The sequence below is a fragment of the Enterobacter cloacae complex sp. HYC080_NIDB genome, from assembly GCF_056673325.1.
The window spans coordinates 3,072,437-3,094,419 of the sequence record NZ_CP114212.1 but is presented as its reverse complement, the minus strand read 5'-3'; the positions used below and the strand labels follow the sequence as shown (position 1 = coordinate 3,094,419).

At 53.4% G+C, this 21,983-nt stretch carries 22 protein-coding genes and 1 pseudogene; 12 read left to right on the top strand and 11 right to left on the bottom strand.

Features of this window, described 5'->3' with window-relative positions; genetic code table 11:
• Positions 1 to 173: 173 nt before the first annotated feature.
• Positions 174 to 440: a DksA/TraR family C4-type zinc finger protein gene (locus O1723_RS14710; RefSeq protein ID WP_014883103.1), complete on the bottom strand. Its 267-nt coding sequence runs from the start codon at positions 438 to 440 to the stop codon at positions 174 to 176.
• A 123-nt stretch (positions 441 to 563) separates the two neighbouring features.
• Complete coding sequence (mcbA, locus tag O1723_RS14705) at positions 564 to 830, bottom strand: DUF1471 family periplasmic protein McbA (RefSeq protein ID WP_014883104.1); 267 nt, start codon at positions 828 to 830, stop codon at positions 564 to 566.
• Positions 831 to 1,073: 243 nt separating this feature from the next.
• Between mcbA and rlmF the strand changes: the two genes are divergently transcribed.
• On the top strand, positions 1,074 to 1,985 hold the full coding sequence (rlmF, locus tag O1723_RS14700; RefSeq protein WP_023336955.1) for a 23S rRNA (adenine(1618)-N(6))-methyltransferase RlmF: 912 nt from the start codon (positions 1,074 to 1,076) through the stop codon (positions 1,983 to 1,985).
• Between the two features lie 47 nt (positions 1,986 to 2,032).
• On the opposite strand, the gene ybiO is transcribed toward rlmF, so the two are convergent.
• The 6 genes from ybiO to rhtA form a co-directional block, all read right to left on the bottom strand.
• Positions 2,033 to 4,246 (bottom strand): mechanosensitive channel protein, encoded by a 2,214-nt coding sequence (ybiO, locus tag O1723_RS14695; protein WP_248190755.1) that lies wholly within the window; start codon positions 4,244 to 4,246, stop codon positions 2,033 to 2,035.
• A 123-nt stretch (positions 4,247 to 4,369) separates the two neighbouring features.
• Positions 4,370 to 5,092, bottom strand: coding sequence for a glutamine ABC transporter ATP-binding protein GlnQ (gene glnQ, locus O1723_RS14690; protein WP_014883107.1), 723 nt, complete (start codon positions 5,090 to 5,092; stop codon positions 4,370 to 4,372).
• The gene (gene glnP, locus O1723_RS14685; RefSeq protein WP_003858462.1) at positions 5,089 to 5,748 is read right to left on the bottom strand and encodes a glutamine ABC transporter permease GlnP; all 660 of its coding nucleotides are present in this window, start codon (positions 5,746 to 5,748) and stop codon (positions 5,089 to 5,091) included. The genes glnQ and glnP overlap by 4 nt, the downstream gene beginning before the upstream one ends.
• Positions 5,749 to 5,841: 93 nt before the next feature.
• A complete protein-coding gene (glnH, locus tag O1723_RS14680; protein WP_014883108.1) occupies positions 5,842 to 6,585 on the bottom strand; it encodes a glutamine ABC transporter substrate-binding protein GlnH in 744 nt (247 codons plus the stop codon).
• 362 nt (positions 6,586 to 6,947) lie between these two features.
• Positions 6,948 to 7,451: a DNA starvation/stationary phase protection protein Dps gene (gene dps / locus O1723_RS14675; RefSeq protein ID WP_023336957.1), complete on the bottom strand. Its 504-nt coding sequence runs from the start codon at positions 7,449 to 7,451 to the stop codon at positions 6,948 to 6,950.
• Between the two features lie 299 nt (positions 7,452 to 7,750).
• Positions 7,751 to 8,638, bottom strand: coding sequence for a threonine/homoserine exporter RhtA (rhtA, locus tag O1723_RS14670; RefSeq protein ID WP_248190719.1), 888 nt, complete (start codon positions 8,636 to 8,638; stop codon positions 7,751 to 7,753).
• 355 nt (positions 8,639 to 8,993) lie between these two features.
• Here rhtA and ompX point away from each other — a divergent pair, with 355 nt between their 5' ends.
• Complete coding sequence (ompX, locus tag O1723_RS14665; protein WP_014883110.1) at positions 8,994 to 9,512, top strand: outer membrane protein OmpX; 519 nt, start codon at positions 8,994 to 8,996, stop codon at positions 9,510 to 9,512.
• Between the two features lie 111 nt (positions 9,513 to 9,623).
• Here the strand turns inward: ompX and O1723_RS14660 are convergent, their stop codons facing one another.
• A complete protein-coding gene (locus tag O1723_RS14660) occupies positions 9,624 to 11,207 on the bottom strand; it encodes a phosphoethanolamine transferase (protein WP_014883111.1) in 1,584 nt (527 codons plus the stop codon).
• 283 nt (positions 11,208 to 11,490) lie between these two features.
• The gene (gene mntS, locus O1723_RS14655; protein ID WP_014831181.1) at positions 11,491 to 11,619 is read right to left on the bottom strand and encodes a manganase accumulation protein MntS; all 129 of its coding nucleotides are present in this window, start codon (positions 11,617 to 11,619) and stop codon (positions 11,491 to 11,493) included.
• A 183-nt stretch (positions 11,620 to 11,802) separates the two neighbouring features.
• Here mntS and mntR point away from each other — a divergent pair, with 183 nt between their 5' ends.
• From mntR to O1723_RS14605, 10 genes and pseudogenes are all read left to right on the top strand, one after another.
• The gene (gene mntR, locus O1723_RS14650) at positions 11,803 to 12,276 is read left to right on the top strand and encodes a manganese-binding transcriptional regulator MntR (RefSeq protein ID WP_014169260.1); all 474 of its coding nucleotides are present in this window, start codon (positions 11,803 to 11,805) and stop codon (positions 12,274 to 12,276) included.
• Positions 12,273 to 13,382, top strand: a complete 1,110-nt coding sequence (locus O1723_RS14645; RefSeq protein WP_023332471.1) for an anion transporter — start codon at positions 12,273 to 12,275, stop codon at positions 13,380 to 13,382. The genes mntR and O1723_RS14645 overlap by 4 nt, the downstream gene beginning before the upstream one ends.
• A gap of 101 nt (positions 13,383 to 13,483) precedes the next feature.
• Positions 13,484 to 14,578 carry an HlyD family secretion protein gene (locus tag O1723_RS14640; protein WP_014883112.1) on the top strand — a complete coding sequence of 365 codons (1,095 nt, stop codon included), beginning with the start codon at positions 13,484 to 13,486 and terminating at the stop codon, positions 14,576 to 14,578.
• Complete coding sequence (locus O1723_RS14635; protein ID WP_023336960.1) at positions 14,575 to 16,146, top strand: DHA2 family efflux MFS transporter permease subunit; 1,572 nt, start codon at positions 14,575 to 14,577, stop codon at positions 16,144 to 16,146. Before O1723_RS14640 ends, O1723_RS14635 begins: the two co-directional genes overlap by 4 nt.
• Positions 16,146 to 17,669, top strand: a complete 1,524-nt coding sequence (locus O1723_RS14630; RefSeq protein ID WP_248190717.1) for an efflux transporter outer membrane subunit — start codon at positions 16,146 to 16,148, stop codon at positions 17,667 to 17,669. Before O1723_RS14635 ends, O1723_RS14630 begins: the two co-directional genes overlap by 1 nt.
• A gap of 102 nt (positions 17,670 to 17,771) precedes the next feature.
• Positions 17,772 to 18,812 (top strand): aldo/keto reductase, encoded by a 1,041-nt coding sequence (locus O1723_RS14625; RefSeq protein WP_023336962.1) that lies wholly within the window; start codon positions 17,772 to 17,774, stop codon positions 18,810 to 18,812.
• 770 nt (positions 18,813 to 19,582) lie between these two features.
• On the top strand, positions 19,583 to 19,765 hold the full coding sequence (locus O1723_RS14620) for a zinc ribbon domain-containing protein (protein WP_077898079.1): 183 nt from the start codon (positions 19,583 to 19,585) through the stop codon (positions 19,763 to 19,765).
• A 127-nt stretch (positions 19,766 to 19,892) separates the two neighbouring features.
• Entirely contained in the window at positions 19,893 to 20,645 is a 753-nt protein-coding gene (locus O1723_RS14615; RefSeq protein ID WP_248190714.1) for a deaminase domain-containing protein, read from the top strand.
• Positions 20,646 to 20,668: 23 nt separating this feature from the next.
• Positions 20,669 to 20,998 (top strand): annotated as a pseudogene (locus tag O1723_RS14610) (IS3 family transposase); the annotation flags it as partial.
• Positions 20,999 to 21,205: 207 nt separating this feature from the next.
• Positions 21,206 to 21,505, top strand: coding sequence for a helix-turn-helix transcriptional regulator (locus O1723_RS14605; protein WP_073528381.1), 300 nt, complete (start codon positions 21,206 to 21,208; stop codon positions 21,503 to 21,505).
• Positions 21,506 to 21,565: 60 nt separating this feature from the next.
• Here O1723_RS14605 and O1723_RS14600 read toward each other — a convergent pair whose 3' ends face one another.
• Positions 21,566 to 21,802, bottom strand: a complete 237-nt coding sequence (locus O1723_RS14600) for a ubiquitination-like system serine protease family protein (protein WP_237765876.1) — start codon at positions 21,800 to 21,802, stop codon at positions 21,566 to 21,568.
• Positions 21,803 to 21,983: the final 181 nt, after the last annotated feature.

Here is a 21,983-nt window from a genome sequence, read left to right as displayed (position 1 = left end):
AAAATTGAATGACAAATAACTTATTGATTATTAATAAATTCAAATTACGGCTTTACACTTCTTGTTGATACGCTTTACAGAAGAAAGATGAATGGCACATTTTGCTACGCGGTTCGCTAAAAAGCGTGAGCGTAAAGGTAATCATTCGGGCGGTTAACTTAGGTAAAGGAAAGTCAGCGTAACTGGCTGTCTTTCGATCCTCTGCGATTATATCCCGAATGTGAAGCGTTCTTTGAATCTTTATCCTGCTGACAGGTTATACATAACCTTACCCCGGGAATGGCTTTTTGCCGCGCCTCAGGAATGGGCTCTCCGCACTCTTCGCATTCCGTTAAACTTTCGCCGCGCGGAATTTCGCCGCGAGCGCGCGCAACCGCATCTTCAATCGTACTGTTGATCTGTTCGTTCACGGCATCATCATTTGCCCAACCGGAAGCCATCTTGCCCTCCTGATATCGGTTTAAGCCATAGCGTTAATATGGGGTTAAAAAATGCACAATCAAGGTGAGAGGGGAGACAAACTGCATCTGGCAGGCAGATGCAGTCGGGTGAAAGGAAACACGTTATTTATAGATAGTCGCTGTGCCGTACATATGGTTATCTCCACCTGCGGAGTTCACCACGAAGCCTTTAGCGCCTTCCTGGCGAGCTTTTTCAGCCAGTTTATCCTGAAGATCGTCAAGGTTGCTTGCGCGGCTTACCGAGACGGTACCTGCCGGGCGCAGCTGGCTGGTGTCCGTGCTTTGGGTCAAGGACTGAACGGCCATAGCGGAGAAAGAGGCGCTCGCCAGGGTACCGGCGAGAAGAGCAAGGGTCAGATACTTTTTCATAATCACATCCTCATGAGGAAACAACAGGTGATTCCCTTTAAGTTTAGAAGCCTGACGAGTGTGATTTAGCGCAAATATTTGATGATGATCTGCTTATTTTTTGAACGATAAAAGCTGACAATCCGCTGACAGATCATAGACATAAAGGTGTTTGATTTATGGCGGTTTTTTAAGGGTTGCAGAGAAAGATTTACCGTAGAGCCAGCACAAGGTATCTTACGCCGCTGTTTAAAGGAGAATGCCATGACTTCCCAAAAGCCGGGATTGCACCCACGAAATCGCCATCGCAGCCGCTACGACATGAACGCACTGTGCCAGAGTTGTCCGGCGCTGCAGGACTATATTGTCGAGACCCCCGCGGGTGAACCGTCGGTTAACTTTGCCGATCCGCTGGCGGTGAAAACCCTGAACAAGGCGCTGCTGGCGCATTTTTACGGTGTGGCGCACTGGGATATCCCGGAAGGCTTTCTCTGTCCTCCTGTTCCGGGCCGTGCTGATTACGTTCATCACCTTGCCGATCTTCTCGCCGACGATCGTGACGGCGCGCTCCCCCAGCAGGCTTCCGTCCTGGATATTGGTACCGGGGCAAACCTGATTTACCCCCTGATTGGCGTGCATGAGTACCACTGGCGCTTTACCGGGAGCGAAATCGGTGCCGAGGCGTTTGCCAGCGCGCAGGCGATAATCAGCGCTAACGCTGGCCTGAGTCGTTCCATTCGTCTGCGTCGCCAGAAGGAGGCGACGTCAATCTTCAACGGCATCATTCACAAAAACGAAAGCTATGACGCCACGATGTGTAATCCGCCATTCCATGATTCGGCGGCAGCGGCCCGTGCAGGCAGCGAGCGCAAACGCCGCAACCTGGGTCAGGCCGAAGATGCCGCGCTGAACTTTGGTGGACAGCAGCAGGAGCTGTGGTGCGAGGGCGGTGAAGTCGCCTTCATCCTGCGGATGATTGCCGAAAGCAAACAGTTTGGTCGCCAGGTGAAATGGTTCACCACGCTGGTTTCCCGCGGAGATAACCTGCCGCCACTCTACCGGGCCCTCACCGAAGCAGGCGCGGTGAAAGTGGTGAAAAAAGAGATGGCGCAGGGCCAGAAGCAGAGCCGCTTTATTGCCTGGTCGTTTATGGATGACAACAAACGCCGCAAATAAGGTGTCCCGCAGGCCGGGTCAGGCGAAGCCGCCACCCGGCAACACGGCTACAATGTCGGCTCCTGCGGAGGTGGCATCGATGCCGGTGAAGGCAACACCTGATACGTCTGCACCGGCATCCGCACGTTTGCCAGATCAAAGTGTTTTTTCACCATGCTGTCGAGCGCAAAGCGCACCGTCCACTGCTTCAGCGGCTGGGTGGTGAACGACACGCGAAGCGTAAATGCCGTATTCGTCAGCCCGACGATCCCGGCAAATGACGGCTCGCCAATTACCAGGCCGCGAATATCCTCCATCTGCATTAACTCTTCAACGGCGTCCCGCAGCGCCTGCTTCGCTTTGTCCGCATCCTCATGACGATCCACATCGTAGTTCGCCACAACGGAGCCAATGCCGCGCACAAAGTTGGCGAAGGTGGTGATCGATGACCACGGAATAATGTGGTATGCCCCGGTATCCTGACGCACGCCCACCGAACGAATCGACATCCGCTCGACCGTGCCGGTCAGCGGCCCGATGGTTACCAGATCGCCGGTGTTCATTCCGTTCTCAAACTGGATAAAAATGCCGGTAATAATATCCTTCACCAGCGTTTGTGACCCGAAGGAGATCGCCAGTCCCAGCGCACCGGCACCTGCCAGCAGCGGAGCGATGTTTACGCCGATTTCCGACAGCACAATCATGATGGTGATGGTACTGATGATCACCGCCAGCGCATTGCGGAAGAGGGTCAACAGCGTGCGCGCACGGGCGCTGGGGAGCGGTCTACCGTGAATATCGGACACCAGACGGTTCTCGATAAGGCTCGCCAGCAGCGTCCAGCCAACGGCGGAGAAAAACAGAATCAGTGCGATACGAATTAAAATATCAACGGTCTTCTCACCTGCGCCGTTATGCAGCCAGTTCCAGAAATCAAACAGGTTCCACGCATTCAGCAGCAGCATAATCGCCACGCAGACGGTCAGAATGCGCGCCACCTTGAGGGAGACTGACATCCAGCCGTTCACGCGTTTTTGCAGTTCCGGATAATTACGCTGTACGTGCGGGGACAGGGTGATGGTTTTCGAAATCCAGCGTGACAACAGCCCCGACACAAATGCCGCGATGCCGATAATCGCCAGGCTTTTGAACGTCGCCCCCATCATAAATTTCAGGCTATTACCCGGGTCGAACAGCGAGAAGAAGCACAGCACTATGAAGTAAGCGCTTGCCAGCCAGTGCCACACCAGCGCGAAGGCGCGAATGAAGAGGCTAAAGAACGACAAAGAACGATCGGCCAGATGCAGCAGACTCTCCGTGATCGCCTTTTTATTGTGGAAGATAAGGTACAGCGACCAGACGGTAATACAGAGCATGATCAACACGTTCGCCAGCGCGCCAAACTGCACGTTCACCTGGTTGGAGATGATCGGCACCGCAACCAGCAGGCCGTAGCCAATCAGGCCGCTGAGCACGCTGAGCCGCACGGCCCAGTATTTCGCGCTGTCATCACTGATATTAAACGGGCGGAGTTCAGGCACGCGCGGGCAAAAGATGACGCGCAGTACCGCTTTAAAAAATTCGATGAGCGCAAACGCGTTCAGAAAGAGCGCCTGCTGGAAGGCAATGGTTTTGTTGCCCGTATTGAGACGGTCCGCCAGCACCTGACCCACAAACAGCGTCAACGCCAGCAGCAGTAAATCAATAATAAAGGCTCCGGCGATCATGGCGGGGAGGTGCAGCCAGCTGTTTTTATGCTGGTTCTTTTTTCGGCCCCAGTAGCCGATCTTGCGGTAAAGCGGCCAGGCACAGAGGCGTACCAGCCAGTAAAAAAGAAATACCGCGCCCGCCAGCATCAAAAACTGGGTGGCGGCGGCGCTAAAGGTTTGCGGGTTAAATGCCTTATGGGGCGATCCCATCAGGTTGCGAAAGAGCTGGGCAAAGCGTGTGGAGAGCGCTTCACCAAAGCGTCGGCTCACGTCGGTGACGTTTTCCAGCACGGTTTTTTGTTCCTCTACCTGCGGCGGGGTGAGGGTGGGAACGGTCTCCTTTGGCGGCGTGGCGGCGGCTTTACGCAGCTGATCGATTAACTCTTTTCGGGAGGCATCGTTTTCAAGCACGTCGGCAAGTGCGCCGTAAGCCGCTTTTTTTTGTTCAACATCCGGTTCCGGGGGCGGCGTACTTTGCTGGGACGCGGTCGTTCCGGTGGTCACGCCGGGGATCGCCACGGCGAGGGATGGCGCACTAAACAGGCTTATCAACAGCAGCAGGAACCACGGCACAGCGTCCTCCGACAAAATATCGTGCAAAATGATAAGTATAGAGGGCGCGGGGAGGAGGGGAGTTTTTGGGAACAATCTGGCGTAAAAAAGCCGGGCAAGCCCGGCTCAGCGTGAAGCGTAAGATCAGGAGACGTGCTGCAGGAACTCCTGCAAACGCTGGCTCGGCGGATTAGCAATCAGTTCCTGCGGGTTACCGTCTTCCGCGATACGACCTTTATCGATAAAGATCAGGCGGGACGCGACTTTCTCCGCAAAGCCGATTTCGTGGGTCACGATAACCATCGTCATCCCTTCCTCTGCCAGGTCCTGCATGACTTTCAGCACTTCGTGGCGCAGCTCCGGGTCGAGTGCGGACGTTGGCTCATCAAACAGCATCATCTTCGGCTTCACTGCCAGCGCGCGGGCAATCGCGACGCGCTGCTGTTGACCACCGGAGAGCTCTGAAGGGTAGTGGTGCGCACGTTCTGCCAGACCCACTTTTGCCAGCAGATCTTTTGCCAGCGCTTCCGCCGCCGCTTTGCTGGCACCGCGCACGCGCAGCGGGCCGAACATCACGTTTTCCAGCGCCGTCAGGTGCGGGAACAGGTAGAACTGCTGGAACACCATGCCCGCTTCCTGACGAATCAGGCGCTCGTCCACTTTCGGGTCATTGACCTTCAGACCGTCGACAATCAGATCGCCGCTGGTGACCTCTTCCAGTTTGTTAATGCAGCGCAGCAAAGTGGATTTACCGGAACCGGACGGCCCGATAATGACCACCACTTCACCCTGGGTAATGTTCAGATCAATATTGTGCAGCACCTGGGTTGGGCCAAAGTGCTTGGAAACGTTTTTAAATTCAATCACAGGATTTTCATCCTTCTTTCAAGACGACGCAGAACGAAGCTCAGAACCAGAGTAATGATCAGGTAGACAACGGCTACCGCACTCCAGATTTCCAGCGCGCGGAAGTTGCCAGCAATGATCTCCTGCCCCTGACGGGTCAGCTCAGCCACGCCGATAACGATGAACAGCGACGTATCTTTAATACTGATGATCCACTGGTTACCCAGCGGTGGCAGCATGCGACGCAGCGCCAGCGGAAGAATGACGTGGCGGATCGTTTCGCGACGCGAAAGGCCCAGCGCCAGACCCGCTTCACTGAAACCTTTATGAATCGACAGCACCGCACCGCGGGTGATTTCCGCAATGTAGGCGCCCGAGTTGATCATAATGGTCACGACGGCTGCGCTGAACGGATCGATACGCAGGTCGGTGAAGGCCATTGGCAGGGCGAAGTAGATGAACATGACCTGCACGACAATCGGGGTGCCGCGGATCACTTCGATGAAAACCAGTGCGATGTGGTTTGCAATCCAGCCGCCGTAGGTGCGGGCGAAACCGGCGACAAGACCGATAATCAACCCGCCCACCAGACCCAGGACCGAAATCCACAGGGTCATTTTAGCGCCTTCAAGCAAGAGTGGAATGGCAGGCCAGATGGCGCTCCAGTCAAACTGCATGATGTATTCCTGTATACCGTGGTGAAAAACGAAAAATGTAGGCCCGGTAAACGTCAGCGCCACCGGGCGTTACAAACCTGATTTCAGGTGAAATTATTTAGGCTCAGTACCGAACCATTTTTTGTAGATTTCGTTATACGTGCCGTTCTCTTTCAGCGTTTTCAGCGCGCCGTTCACTTTCGTGCGCAGATCGTCGCTGCCTTTCGGGAATGCGATACCGTACTGCTGTGCTTCCAGAGAGTCGCCTACCGCTTTGAACTTGCCGTTACCTGCGGTTTTGATGAAGTACAGGATGTTCGGTGTGTCGTGCAGAACAGCGTCAGCACGGTTGGTGCCGAGTTCCATGTACGCGTTGTCGATGTTCGGGAACTGACGCAGGTCTTTGGTTTTAATGTTCGCTTTTGCGTAATCCACGGAACCGGTACCGCCCTTCACGGCGACAACTTTACCGTCGAGGTCTTTCACGCTTTTGACGTCATTGTTATCGGCTTTGACCATGACCAGCAGACCACTTTTGTAGTAACCGTCAGAGAAGTCGATCGCTTTTTTACGCTCTTCGGTGATGGTGATACCCGCCAGGGCCAGATCAACGTTTTTGGTTTGCAGTGCCGGGATGATGCCGCTGAAGTCCATTGGCTTCAGGGTGTAATCCAGTTTGAGTTCTTTTGCGATAGCGGCCCACAAATCAACATCGAAACCAACGTATTTATCACCCTGTTTGAATTCAAACGGAACGAACGCCGTGTCGGTCGCCACAACCAGTTTGTCGGCAGCCTGAGAGGACACCGCAAAAGCCAGGGTAAGTGCAGCCAGTGAAACTTTTAATACAGACTTCATAGCATTTCCTTTTATATCCACGGGGCGATCCCCTGAGAGAACGACAGGCACAATGAAAAAATCGTGCCAACTTTACAAGCTGTTGTTTTGCAAAGGGGATGGAGTCATGCATTGCACAAAAAACGGGGCAATGATGTTGTGTTGCACCATGATGGAGCACCATTTTGGTGCGCGTCGTTTGGCTCAACTGACGGGGAGATATTTAGCGTAAATTCTGACGAAAAAACAATCTTCCATTAACGGTTGTGTGAGGTGATTATTACAATTTATTCACTTTTGCACCGTATCAGGCCAAAAGTGTGCACCATAGATGTGCAAAACCCTCACCGGAAGGCGAGGGTTCGATAGAAAAATCGTATGGATTACTCGATGTTAGATTCGATAAACCACAGGAACTGATCCAGATCGCGGGAGGCGGCGGTGAAGATATCTGCCGTATCCTCATCTTTGGCTTCGCTAATCGCTTTGCGCACGTCATTGGCCACAATCGCGTAACGGTCTGCCAGCTCTTTCAGGTGATCCTGAACGGTATGGATATCCAGCGGGTAGCTTTTCAGTGGCGTTTTACTGTTGATCACCTGCGTGGTACCCAGCGCAACACCACCCAACTGTACGGCACGTTCAGCCATCGTATCGAGGTGTGTCACCAGTGCTGTGCGGAAGCCATCCAGCATTTCATGAATGGCAATAAAGTTTGCACCGCGCATATTCCAGTGGGCCTGTTTGGTGATCAGCGAAAGATCGATGAACTGGATCACCTGGCGATTCAGCAACTCAATGGTCGCTTTTTTGTCGCTATCCGATACATCGTTACGGGTATAAAGCAGATTAGACGCTTTCGTTTTCACCAGTTTAGCGGTACTCATAATCTCATATCCTCTTGATGTTAATGTCCCAGGTAATTACGGAACTAAGTATAGCACCGGATTTTTTCTCTGCGGTCTGGCTGTGCCTATCGGTTTAATAGCAAGAAGGAGTTTGATAATATAATTTATTGATATAAATAGATTATTTTAGAAATGATACAGATCAATCTTAATTGAGGACAGAGAAAACAGGCCTCGCAGGATATTTCGATAATATGACAAAGTATGTAAGAAATTATAACGCCTGACGATCTGGCCTTTATTCTGCATGGCCAGAAAGCCATGCAGAATATATGGCATCAGTTGATGTCGAGTTTCTCAACTTTGGGTTCCGGGCGCATGGTGAGCGTTGACCCCATTGAGGCTGCAATAATAGAGCAGAGTGCCAGCGTCTGGGTAAGCGTCAGCGTTTCGCCAAGGAATACCATTCCGGAGATTGCCGCCAGGGCAGGCTCCATGCTCATCAGGGTGCCAAAAATGCGTGTCGGCAGACGCGTCAGGGCGATCATCTCCAGAGAATAGGGGAGCGCCGTTGAGAGCACTGCGACCGCCAGCCCAATGGGCATAACTGACCATTGCCAGATAGACGCCGTGGCCTGCGCCATACCGATCGGCACAAAAACGATAGCCGCAATCACGGAACCCAGGGCGACCGTTGCCGGGCCATGTTCTTCGCCTGCGCGCTGCCCGGTGAGGATATAAACGGCCCAGCAGGCACCGGCTCCGAGAGCCAGCGCGGCACCCGTAAGATCAATCTCAGTGACATTCTGGCCGAGCGGCAACAGGAACCATAAGCCCAGCACCGCCAATACGACCCAGATAAAATCCACCGGACGACGGGAAGAGAAAAGTGCCACCGCAAGCGGACCGGTAAACTCCAGCGCGACGGCGATCCCGAGGGGGATGGTCTGGATGGAGAGGTAGAACATATAGTTCATCGCCCCAAGGGACAGACCATAAAACAGCAGGGGGAGACGCTGCTCTTTTTTGAAGCGCAGACGCCAGGGTTTGAAAATAGCAACCAGTATCGCCGTGCCCAGCACGATACGCAGGGCCGTCACCCCGGGTGCCCCTACCAGTGGAAAGAGCGATTTTGCCAGCGAGGCACCGCTTTGAATGGACAACATGGCAATGAGTATGACTGCTACCGGCAACCAGACCGACGACGTGCGGGATAACCCAGGCATCCTTTCTCCTGTCAGCTTCTGTCAAATGAAGTAAAGGTTGCAGTGTAAAGGAAATATACAGCGACGGTTGAGACTCTGTTGAAAAAAAAGCCCCATGAAATCCGTAAAATGGTTAACTACTGCTGGATTAATCGTCTTAAAGATTAGGAATAATCTGGATGAATGTAACAGCACAGACGCGCAATATGGGCGTTTTGTAGGAAAAATCGCATGTGATTTGAAAGAGTTAGCTGAGGTTGGAAACGTTCTGTTACAGGAAAGACCTCGTTAGACATCACGAATCACAAAGAGTTTCGCAAAATTTTTTGATATATTTAAAACTTACGGACTTACTTGAAGCACATTTGAGGTGGTTATGAAAAAAATTGCATGTCTTTCAGCACTGGCCGCTGTACTGGCTGTTTCCGCAGGTACCGCTGTAGCGGCTACTTCTACTGTAACCGGTGGTTACGCTCAGAGCGATATGCAGGGCGTAATGAACAAAACTAACGGTTTCAACCTGAAGTATCGTTACGAGCAGGATAACAACCCGCTGGGCGTGATCGGTTCTTTCACCTACACCGAGAAAGATCGTACTGAAAACGGCGCGTACAACAAAGGCCAGTACTACGGTATCACTGCTGGTCCAGCTTACCGTCTGAATGACTGGGCAAGCATCTACGGTGTTGTAGGTGTTGGCTACGGTAAATTCCAGCAGACCGAAAACCAGGGTCTGAACCGCACTGCAAGCACCAGCGACTACGGCTTCTCCTATGGCGCAGGCCTGCAGTTCAACCCAATCCAGGACGTTGCTCTGGACTTCTCCTATGAGCAGAGCCGTATCCGCAACGTTGACGTTGGCACCTGGATCGCGGGCGTAGGTTACCGCTTCTAATCACTCCGGTGATCGAATAAAAAATCCGCCCAATGTGGCGGATTTTTTTTTGTTTGTTCCCTCTCCACGTGGGAGAGGATCAGGGTGATAGCATCAGTCTGACGGCAGAAATCACTTACTCTTAATATCAAAAATATCCGTACCCAGATGGTTATAGTCAACTTTCTGTAACTTGAAGTTGGTAACGTACACTGGGGGCGCTTTCTTGTTGGAGATAAACGGATACGCATTTTTTATCTCTTCGGCTTTAATCCCCGTCCACTGAGAGAAGAACTGCAGGAAATCATTCGCCGAACGGCGCGCTTTAATCACGCGATGCGTTTTATCATCACTCGACAGCACCATAAACGGTACCTGGAAGTTCTGCTGGAACTTGTCGTCATGGGCCAGGTATTGCACTTCTTTGCCACGCTCTTTAAACGCCAGCCCGTGATCCGAGAAATAGACCACAGAGAAACTGTCACCCGTGTTGCGCAGCTGATCGTACAGCTTGCTGAGCAGGTCGTCGGTTTGCGTCATGGTGTAGAGATAACAAGAGGTCTCTTTGGACTGCACGAAATCCGCGTATTTCCCGTCAGTGCGATCGCAGGCCTGCGGGTGTGAGCCCATCAGGTGAAGGACAATCAGCTGAGGCTGGGTGCGTGGTGTGGCAAACACCTGCGCCGTCATTTTCAGCAACGCTTCGTCTTTCGTATTTTTGTCGGCCTCAAAGTCACCGCTCTTCAGGAACTGCACTTCGTCAGCACGCTTCGCAATACTGGCGATGGCCGTATCGTATTCGCCAATTTGCCCCTGATTAGAGAACCACCATGTCTGGAAACCTGCGCGGTTTGCCAGGGTAACAAAATTATCCTGGTACTGGGGTTTGCCCTCTACCACACGGTTCAGCGTCAGGCCCAGCGATTTCTGCGTCGAGCCACTGGCCGCGACATAATCAGTAAACAGGGTGCCATTGACCGAGCTGGCAAACGGCGTGTTATTCCAGTGTCCGCCGAATGCGCCCATTGCGTCGCGACGGGCACTCTCGCCGATCACTACCACGTAGGTATGGTATTTCGGCTTCACCGCCAGCACGTTCCAGGTGTCTTTCTTATTGGAAAGTTCAGCCATGCGGGCCTGCTCGTCGAGCACTTCTCTGTTATTCACGACAACGTCTTTCACGAAGCGGAAAACCGGATAGCCTACGTTAATGAGCCTTAACTTACCGTCCCAGGGAATATTCTGGATGGGGGCGACGAACGCCACGGCAATACTGAATACCAGACAAAGAATTTCGATCTTGCCCCAGGACTTTTTCTCAACTGACTGACGGCGGAGGGCAATAACCCCCAGCGCGAAGATAAAGAGCCCTACCACGTAGCTATACCACGGGAAGATGGTCAGGATCTCCGTCGACTCTTCCATATTGGTCGAGTGCAGCGCGAGCAGGGTATTAAAGTTTGGCGAGCCATAAGCCTGGCCAAACGGGAAATAGAGGGCAGCGACCAGCGAACAGATTCCAATCAGCGTTTTTTGCACGCGCGGAGCGGCCCGCCACAGCACATGCAGAATGCAGGTGAACGCCACCGCATACAGCAGACTGAAGGGATAGCCGAGTGCAAAGTTAATCAGCAATGACTGCAAAAAGTAAAACGCCGTCCACGGGCTTAAGGCCCGGCTACGGGTAACGACAGAATCTATCAGGGTTAAATTCATAGGTCACTATCATGGATAAAAACGCCATGTGCTCACCCTGGCGTCAAGGGTCATAACCTGCCTGACAGTGCGTAGAAAGGGAATGAGGGTCCGCTTCAGCGAGCCGCAAATAGTGCAGGGCTGCAAGAAGATAGTGCGAGCGCAAAATAATAGCAACAGTTGCCCAACAGATGTTTTGCGAAGAGGATTGCAAATCCGTAAAAAAGATCGGGAATAGGGCGGCCGGGAGCCAGTTTACAGCGGGAATGTGACGCAGAGATGAAGCGGCGTACCGCAACGCCGCTTAGTGGGAAGGTTTGTCGTCCTGATGCGGTTTGTTGTTAAACATATCGCACAGCATGTTCAACAGCATCAAGCGCACTTTAAAGGGAGAGTGGGTAAACACGGTCATACACCTCTTGAATTCGTTCATAAGACCTCCTGATTTTTGATCCCTTCGATCCGTGAAGGGTGACTGCATTACATACAGATATAGCACAGGCTATATTGTATAGCTATGGCTATTTCGTTAATTTTTTGTGCTTGCAGAGGGATGGTTTACAATGTGCGCTCTCGATACCGGGCGCTGGAAGCGTCACCCCACTGAGGAAGTACAATGAACCGTCGCGCAGGTAAGCCAACAATCAGAAAAACGACGCAGCTGGTGAATGTTGAAGAACATGTCGAAGGGTTTCGCCAGGTCCGTGAAGCGCACCGTCGTGAACTGATTGATGACTATGTTGAGCTGATTTCCGATCTGATCCGTGAAGTCGGGGAAGCGCGGCAGGTCGATATGGCCGCCAGACTGGGGGTATCACAGCCGACAGTGGCTAAAATGTTAAAACGTCTGGCTTCGGTGGGCTTAATTGAAATGATCCCCTGGCGCGGTGTATTTCTGACGCCGGAAGGGGAGAAGCTTGCACAGGAGAGCCGCGAGCGTCACCAGTTGGTCGAGAACTTTTTACTGGTGCTGGGCGTTAGCCCGGAGATTGCCCGCCGGGATGCGGAAGGAATGGAGCACCACGTAAGTGAAGAGACGCTGGTGAAGTTTCGTGAATTTACCCTTAAATACGGTCCCTCCGCTGAATGAAAATCCCCGGACTGCATGCCCTGGCACGCGATCGTTTCTTCCATCTCTTATTAATCATTGGCGCAGGGTTAAGCCTCTTTGTGCCGTTTGCGCCCCGCGCCTGGGTTGCCGCCATTGACTGGCGCACCATCATTACCCTGAGTGGGTTAATGATGCTGACCAAAGGGGTTGAGCTGAGCGGCTATTTTGACGTGCTGGGCCGTAAAATGGTGCGCCGTTTTGCCACCGAGCGCAGGCTGGCGCTGTTTATGGTCTTCTCCGCTGCGGTGCTGTCGACGTTTCTGACTAACGATGTGGCACTGTTTATCATCGTGCCCCTCACGCTGACGCTACGCAGGCTTTGCGAGATCCCGGTCAGCCGGCTGATCATCTTTGAAGCGCTGGCCGTGAACGCCGGTTCTCTGTTGACCCCTATCGGCAACCCGCAAAATATCCTGCTCTGGGGGCGGTCCGGCCTGTCGTTTGCCGCCTTTACCTGGCAGATGGCCCCGCTGGCACTGGTGATGATGCTGTCGCTACTGGCGGTATGCTGGTTTGCTTTTCCGGATAAAAAACTGCAGTACCATAGCGGAACCGCGGGCCCGCAGTGGCAGCCGCGTCTGGTCTGGAGCTGCCTCGGGTTGTACATCGTCTTTCTCATCGCGCTGGAACTGAAGGTTGAGCTGGCGGGTGTGCTGCTGGTCGCCGCAGGCTTTGTCGTGCTGGCACGCCGGGTGCTGGTGAGCGTGGACTGGACGCTGCTGCTGGTCTTTATGGCGATGTTTATTGATGTGCATCTTCTTATCCAGCTTCCGGTGCTGCAAAACGTGTTGCACAGCGTCAGCACGCTGTCTCAGCCGGGTCTGTGGCTGACGGCCATTGGCCTGTCGCAGTTTATCAGCAACGTGCCTTCCACCATTCTGCTGCTCAACTATGTTCCGCCTGACACCCTTCTGGCCTGGGCGGTGAACATTGGCGGGTTTGGGCTGCTGCCCGGCTCGCTGGCAAACCTCATAGCCCTGCGAATGGCCAGCGATCGTCGTATCTGGTGGCGCTTCCATCTCTGGTCCCTCCCCATGCTGGTGTGGGCTGCGGCGATCGGTTTCGGATTATTCCTTCTCATATAGTGCGCAATTTGTCAGTTTTTCCTGGCAAACGTATAGCAACGTCCTAGCTTTAGTGAACGGCATAGTGTGATGCCGCTCACTGACAGGACCGTTGCTGAACTATGGCTGAAGATCAAAAAACGCCTGCTGACGAGCAGGAAAACAATAATAATGAACGTAAGCGACCGGGCAAAAAACCGTTAATTATCCTCGGCATTGTCGTGGTAGTGATGGTTGTCGTGGCGCTGGTCTGGTGGTTTTTAACCCGTAACGAAGAGACAACTGACGACGCCTTTACCGATGGCGATGTGGTGACGATTGCCCCCAAAACGGCGGGCTATGTCACCGGGCTGCACGTGCGCGATAACCAGCGCGTGAAAAAAGGCGATCTGCTGGTGGTTATCGATCCACGCGATACCACCGCCCAGCGCGATCAGGCTCAGGCTCAGCTTGGACTGGCTATCGCGCAGCTCCATCAGGCCCAGGCGCAGCTGGCGCTCTCAAAAGTGCAGTATCCTGCCCAGCGTGACGAAGCGAAAGCGCAGGTACTGAAAGCGCAGGCCGATCTGGCGAACGCGCAGGCGGAGTACCGTCGTCAACGCGGCGTCGACCCGCGGGCGACCACGCAACAAAGTATTGATTCTGCGAACGCACAGCTGCGCAGCGCGCAGGCTGCACTGGCCAGCGCCCAGGCGCAGCTGGAAGTGGCGGAGCAGGTTCAACTGCAAATTCGCCAGCAGGAAACCAACGTTGAAGCGCGTGAGCGTCAGGTCGAGCAGGCGAAAGCGCAGCTCGAAACGGCCAATCTGAATCTCTCCTACACTGAAGTCCGCGCCCCGTTCGACGGCTTTGTCACCAAACGCAACGTGCAGCCCGGGACGCTGGTGCAGGCGGGCACCGCGCTGTTCTCACTGGTTTCCCCTAACGTATGGGTGGTGGCGAATTTTAAAGAGTCCCAGCTTGAACGCATGAAGCCCGGCGATAAGGTCACCGTCTCCGTGGATGCGTGGCCGGATATGGAACTTGAGGGCCACGTCGACAGTATTCAGCAGGGCAGTGGCTCACGCTTCTCCGCTTTCCCGGCAGAAAATGCCACCGGCAACTTCGTCAAAATTGTGCAGCGCGTGCCGGTGAAAATCGTGATTGATAAGGGACTCGACCCGAATAAACCGCTGCCGCTGGGGCTGTCGGTGGCGCCGAAGGTGACAGTGGAATGACGGATCATAGCCACGACAGCTGGAAACCCGCCAGTAACCCGTGGGCGGTGGCGATTGTTGTCACCCTGGCGGTGTTTATGGAAATTCTGGACACCACCATCGTTAACGTGGCGCTGCCGCACGTCGCGGGTTCGCTCTCCTCCAGCTATGACGAATCGACCTGGGTTTTAACCAGCTATCTGGTGGCGAACGGCATCGTGCTGCCCATCTCGGCGTTTCTAAGTCGGGTGTTTGGCCGCAAGCAGTTCTTCTTAATCTGCATTGTGATGTTCACCGTCTGCTCGTTCCTGTGCGGGATCGCCACCGAGCTGTGGCAGATCATCCTGTTCCGCGTGATGCAGGGCTTCTTTGGCGGCGGGTTGCAGCCTACCCAGCAGTCGGTGCTGCTCGACTACTTCAAGCCGGAGGACCGGGGCAAAGCGTTTGGTCTCTCCTCTATTGCGATTATCGTTGCGCCGGTGCTCGGCCCCACGCTCGGCGGCTGGATCACCGACAACTACTCCTGGCGCTGGGTGTTCTTTATCAACATCCCGGTGGGGATCGTCACGGTACTGGCGATCTATCAGCTGCTGGAAGATCCGCCGTGGGAGAGTAAATCGAAAGAGAAGCTAACCATCGACTGGACGGGGATCGGGCTGATCGCCTTAGGGCTCGGTTGTTTGCAGGTGATGCTGGACCGGGGAGAGGATGAAGACTGGTTCTACTCAAACTTTATCCGCACTTTCGCCGTGCTGACGCTGATCGGTATCATCGGCGCGATCTACTGGCTGGTGTATGCCAGAAAGCCGGTGGTGGATCTCTACTGCCTGAAAGACCGCAACTTCGCGATCTCCAGCCTGTTAATGGCTGGGATGGCGATGATTTTATACGGCAGCTCGGTGGTGATCCCGCAGCTGGCGCAGCAGGATCTGGGCTATACCGCCACCTGGTCCGGGCTGGTGCTGTCGCCCGGCGCGGTGCTGATTGTACTCACCATCCCGCTGGTGCTGAAGCTCATGCCGGTGGTGCAGACGCGCTGGATTATCGCCTTTGGCTTTACCTGCCTGGCGGTGTCGTTCTTCTGGTCGCGCACGCTGACGCCGGATATCGACTTCGAGACCCTGGTGCTGTTCCGCAGCGCTCAGTCGATTGGGCTGGGGTTCCTGTTTGTGCCGCTCACCACGATTGCCTTCATCTCGATACCGAGACGGCTCAACGCCGACGCGGCGGCGCTGTTTACCATGTTCCGCAACGTGGCGGGCTCGATTGGGATTTCGCTCTCGACGGCGGCCATTACCGAGCGCTCGCAGGCCCATAGCGCGCATCTGGCGTATCACGCTTCACCGTTTAACGAGCAGTTTCAGCAGGCGATACGCGAAAGCGCCCAGGCGATCCAGAACTTCACGACTCAGGTGGGTGACCCAACCGGCATTGCCACCGGGCGGATGTACCAGACCATGATCGAGCAGTCGCGCTTCCTGGCCTACATCGACGTCTTCACCCTGCTGAGCGTGATGGCCTTGTTACTGATTCCGTTTTGTTTGTTGCTCTCGCCGGTTAAGAGCGAGGGGAGTGCAGGAGCACATTGATGATACACAGACGTTTATACCCTCTGATGATAATGCTGCTGCTGGCTGGCTGTGCCGTGGGACCGGATTACCAGCCACCCGCGCCGCCGGCCGTCACGCACTGGAACGATAAGGGCGACAGCGGCGTGAAATCGCAAACCATCTCCGCTGCGACCAACCCGCGCTGGTGGAAAACCTTCGGCTCGCCGCAGCTCGATAGCCTCGTTGAACGGGCTATTGCCGGAAACCTGACCCTGCAGCAAACGGTGCTACGCATCGCCGGGGCGCGTGAACAGATTAATCAGGCAGGCGGAGCATTTTTCCCGTCGGTTAACGGCAATCTACAGGCGACGCGCCAACAGCTCGGGCTGGAAGGCGAGCTGAAATCCCACGGCGTGTATGACCAGCTGGATAATGTCGATCCAGCCCTGCGGGGCGCGTTAGGCCCGCTGACGCAGCCGATCAACCTCTACCAGGGCAGTTTCGACGCCCAGTGGGAAATTGACCTGTGGGGCAAGGTGCGCCGTCAGGTGGAAGCCGCGGAAGCCCAGCAGAAGGCGGCTATCGAGCAGCGTAACGACGCGCTGGTGTCGCTGGAAGCGGAAGTGGCGCGGGCGTGGCTACAGCTGCGCGGCGCGCAGAGCATTATCGCCACCCTGAATACCCAGATTGAGAGCGCGCAGCAGACGCTGGATCTCACCGAAAGCCGCCAGCGCGGCGGGCTCTCGCCACAGATGGACGTAGAAAATGCCCGGGCGCAGCTGGGAAATCTGGAAGCGCAACTGCCGCAATATCAGGCGCAGGCGCGGCAGGCGATGAACGGCCTGGCAATCCTCCTCGGCAAGCCGCCGGGCGCTTTGGATGCCGAACTCCAGTCAGCGCAGCCAATGCCTGCGCTGCCGGATATCGTGCAAACGGGCATTCCGTCCACGCTGGCGCGCCGTCGTCCGGACGTGCGTGAGGCGGAGGCGAATCTTCATGCCGCCACGGCGCAAATCGGCGTCTCGGTGGCCGAGCTGTTCCCGAGTTTTACCCTCTCCGGGCAGTTTGGCCTGCGTAACAGCGAAACCAACTGGCTGACCGACTGGAGCAGCCATTTCTACAGCTTCGGTCCGCAGGTTTCTATTCCGATCTTCCAGGGCGGACGACTGGTCTCCAGCGTGAAGGTGGCGCGCGCGCAGCAGGGGGCAGCGGTGCTGGACTATCGGCAGACGGTGCTCACCGCGCTCGGCGATGTTGAAAACGCGCTGGTCAGCTACCGCACCGACCAGCAGCGTGAAGCGGGCCTCGCAAAAACGATCGACGCCCTGCAAAACGCCTTTGACTTAGCCAGCGACAGCTACCGACAGGGCATCGCCAGCTTTATCGACGTACTGGATGCCCAGCGTCAGCTCGCCCAGGCTCAGCAGCAGCGCGCTCAGGCGCAGGTGCAAAGCGCGCTCGATCTGGTGGCGCTCTACAAGGCGCTTGGCGGCGGCTGGGAGCCGTATCAGCAGGTGCAGCTCCCGGATTACAGCGTCTTTGGCGACGCCCCGCGCGGATAAATTCAGAGGATTGGGCAAGAAACGGACAGGAACGCCACATTCGCGATGACAGAGGGGCGGGTATAACTAACTGGCACCCATTCGACATGTGAGGAATGACTTATGCGTTATCAAAAACTGGGCAACACCGGTCTGTTTGTTTCTGAACTCTGCCTCGGGACCATGACCTTCGGCGGGGAAGGCGGCATGTGGGGCAAGATTGGCCAGCTGCAGCAGAGCGAAGCCGAACAGCTGGTGGGCCGCGCGCTGGATGCCGGGATCAACTTTATCGACACCGCCGACGTTTACTCGGAAGGGCGCTCGGAGGAGATCACCGGCCAGGCGCTGAAGAACCTGAAAGTTCCGCGGGAGAACGTGGTGGTCGCGACGAAAGTGTTCGGTGAAACCGGCACCGCGGGCGTGAACTCGCGCGGCAGCTCGCGATATCACATCATCGACAGCGTGAAGGAGAGTCTGCGCCGCCTGCAGCTGGATCATATCGATCTCTACCAACTGCACGGCTTTGACCCTGCCACCCCCATTGAAGAGACGCTCCGTGCGCTGGATACCCTGGTACAGCACGGCCACGTGCGCTATATCGGCGTCTCGAACTGGGCAGCGTGGCAGATTGCCAAAGCGCTTGGCATCTCCGAGCGTCTGGGGCTGGCACGCTTCGCGTCGTTGCAGGCGTATTACACCATCGCCGGGCGCGATCTTGAGCGCGAGCTGGTGCCGATGATGCAGAGCGAAGGCGTCGGGCTGATGGTCTGGAGCCCGCTGGCGGGCGGTCTGCTGAGCGGGAAATACGATCGCAACGGGCAGAGCGAATCGGGCGGGCGCCGTCTGGAGTTTGACTTCCCGCCGGTCAATAAAGATCGCGCCTTCGACTGCGTGGATGTAATGCGCACGATTGCCGAAAGCAAAGGCGTCTCCGTCGCGCAGATCGCGCTGGCGTGGCTGCTTCACCAGAAAGCGGTAACCAGCGTGATCGTGGGCGCGAAACGCGTCGATCAGTTGAATGACAATATCGCCGCAACCGGGATCCGCTTAAGCGAAGACGAGCTTAAACAGCTTGATGCCGTCAGCGCGTTGCCGGGGGAATACCCGGGCTGGATGCTTGAGCGCCAGGGGGAATATCGTCGTAACCAGCTTGCACAGCAATAACCGTCCTCTCCCCGGTGGCGCTTCGCTTACCGGGGCTACTTTCCGTAGTGTGGAGTCATATTAGAGTTATGTCGCTATTCATTTTTGGACAATTAAAGTTATGTCACTAAATATATTAAATATTTGATATATATAGATGTTATATCGAAGATCTTCTTTGAGAATCTTTTTGAACACTATTTTTTAAGAGCGTAAGATCTGGTTGGCAAAAAACGATGTGGATTGTATCTTTCGAGGACTACACTGTTGACCCTTGAAAATGTATCTCTTTATTGGTAAAGGGCATGAAATGTTGTTAAAAGACATAAAACGTCATAAGTCGCCAAAACTGCAGATAAAACCTGTGTAAGTATTTTGCACTTCTAAGCGAGTAAGGTTTAACAGTTTATAATCTGTTATATAAATAAACAGCTTATAGGCTGTTTATTTTTAAGCTGTATGTTTATATATATCAATACAATTGGTTATCACGAATACACAATACAACTTGAAAATTTAGAATCACTTACGCACCGATATGGTCGGTTTTTGCAAAGTCAAAGGACTTTTCAAAAGAGCGCATACAGGACGATTGGGGGTAACACAGCAAACTTGGAGACAAACCCCGAAATTGCAAGCTTTGAGTGTTTGTTTGGATTGTTTGACTTGATTATACACTTCATATTGTCCCCTACCTCGGAAAGCCCAGTAGCTTTCACTTCTCACCACGAAAAACGCCCTTGAATTCATGCGCCAGTTGAAGTACAAATCCGAATTGGTGGGGACGGCTCCTGGTTGCAATTGACCCGTTTATCCCGTCAACGAAACTTTGTGGCGGTTGCGTCTATACGCTGCCGAAACTGGTGCTTAACGTTCGTTCGTGGAATTGCCAGGAATGCGCAGAAACCCATGATCGTGACGTAAATGCCGCGAAAAATAATAAAGCTGCCGAGTTGGCAGTGTTAGTCCACTGAGCGGCTGTAAGCCCTGAAGTAGCTTAGTGGGGATTAGGTTGGTTGCCTTGATATGGGGCTCCTTGCCCTGAAAGGGCTAGGAGCAGTCAAAGTACGGTCGCTCGCTTAACATAACGGGTCATGGTAAATGGATATTAGCCCTGCGGAATATTGTGAAATTATAAATTGTTTTAATCACTTGCTAAGTTATAGAAAACCAGCTGAATATCTTAGACATCAGAGTAAAGCTGTTATCAAAGATGATGATATTTTCGCTGTACAGAAATTTTTACCTGCCAACTATGCAAATTGTTCATTGATGATGGGCGAAACAGTTATAATGAATAGCCTGTTTGCAACGAGCGTAAAGGGCGCGGAAAAAGTCAGAGATATTCAAATGCTCTCGGATCGGCACGGATATACTTTACCCACTACGGTAGCCAGTTTAGCCTTACGGCAGAGTAGGGCAAATCAGGAATGGTATTCACAGTCAGATCCTATCTGGGTCGCTGCACCGTATCCTGCATCAACTTTTGCGCTTTATGAAATTGAATATAAAGGTGAATACGACCGAGTTCATGACTCTGAAAGGATCCTGCTAAATGTTATTCATAGTCTAATCGTGAACAAAGACTTCATCTTTGACCGCGTGATTTTACTAACTGAACGTATCCCATGCGTCAGTTGTACAAAGGTTATTATCGATTTTCTGACCCAACATGATGTTAAGTTGATTCTGGCGTACTGTTACTCCTCGGGGCGGGCATGGTCTGGCCGCGGTTATGAGAGCTTTAGCGAGCAACTAAAAACCGCACCCGATATTTTGGGACGTCTGTCGGTAAAACATATTATCGAGCTTCGGGGCGGAGTAATTGACGTTATAGACAGGACGGTAAATTGACTGCAACTCGCGGTGAATGAATAGACCTGCGAGATCGCGGGCAACAATGCGGGATTCACCGTGGCTAGTGCCTGATGAAGCGTGCCGGGATAAAGGCAAAGGTCGGGGAGCGAAGCCCACGAGCTCGTAAAGATGGAGCCAGTATCGTGACACCAACTGGCTCCAGCGGCGGTTCAACCGGAAGTACCGGATAAATGTTGGGTAACGGACATAGCTTATATCCGAACCCACGAAGGCTAGCCGTAGTTGTTGGACTGTTTTCACGCAAGGTAATCGGCTGGTAAATGCAACCCCAGATGACAAAAGAAATTGACCTATATGCGCTTCTGATGGCCGCGTGGCGACGTAAACCCCTAAAGTACCTACGTTCATTGATGAAAAGCAGGTAACTTTGTAAAATGTTTCAAGATGCCTAAATGGCCTTCAAACCCTGTTTCCGTTGCCCTGCAAAACTTGGTTAATAAGGGTTAACAGCTTGTAGACTGTTATGTGCATTAACAGCTTATAGACTGTTAATGCATTAAGTTTTGTATTCATATTAATCAGTACGGATTGTCATCATGAGCACTCAATACTATTTGAAAACGTTGAATCAGTTACGCCCCGTTCTGGTTGGTTTCCGCAAAGCTAGGGGACTTACTCAAAAAGAGCTTTCTGGACGATTGGGTGTAACACAGCAAACTTATGCTCGTTTGGAAGCAAACCCAGCAACTGCAAGTTTTGAGCGCTTGTATAAAGTGTTTAGTCTGCTGGGGGTTGAGCTCGTCCTTTCCTCAAGGGAACCATTAGCGGATTCAAAGCCTCAACTCATTTCAAAGCAGCAAGATACAGCGCTTCCTGCAAGGCGGGAGTCATGGTGAAATCCTCAATTACTCCTGTAATTCCAGTGCACATTCAGCTTCTAGAGTTTCGGATTTTAATTATACCCAGACAATCCGACCATTTTTAACCCAGAAATGGGATTGACAGCCATCTTTTAACCATACCGAGGGATGTAGTGATAGTAACCGGTTACTGTTCAGACAGTAATCCCATCTGGGCTTGGCTTCATCTATAATAAGTAACTCAATGGTACGTCCACATCCACATGGACATCTCAATCCAATGGACCAATCATCATCACCATCTTTGGCAAGAATTATTGAGCGCAGAGGCATATTTTCGGGTAAGGAATCACCATTGATGATAATTAGCTTTCGTGCTGGGAGTATATATTCTAACTTTCGTATAAAATAATAAATGACTTTATTACATATAGACATTACTTATCCTCCAGTTGTGGAATGCCCAAAAGAGGCCTGACCTGCTCCCCGTTGATTAATACACCGTGATGTTAGT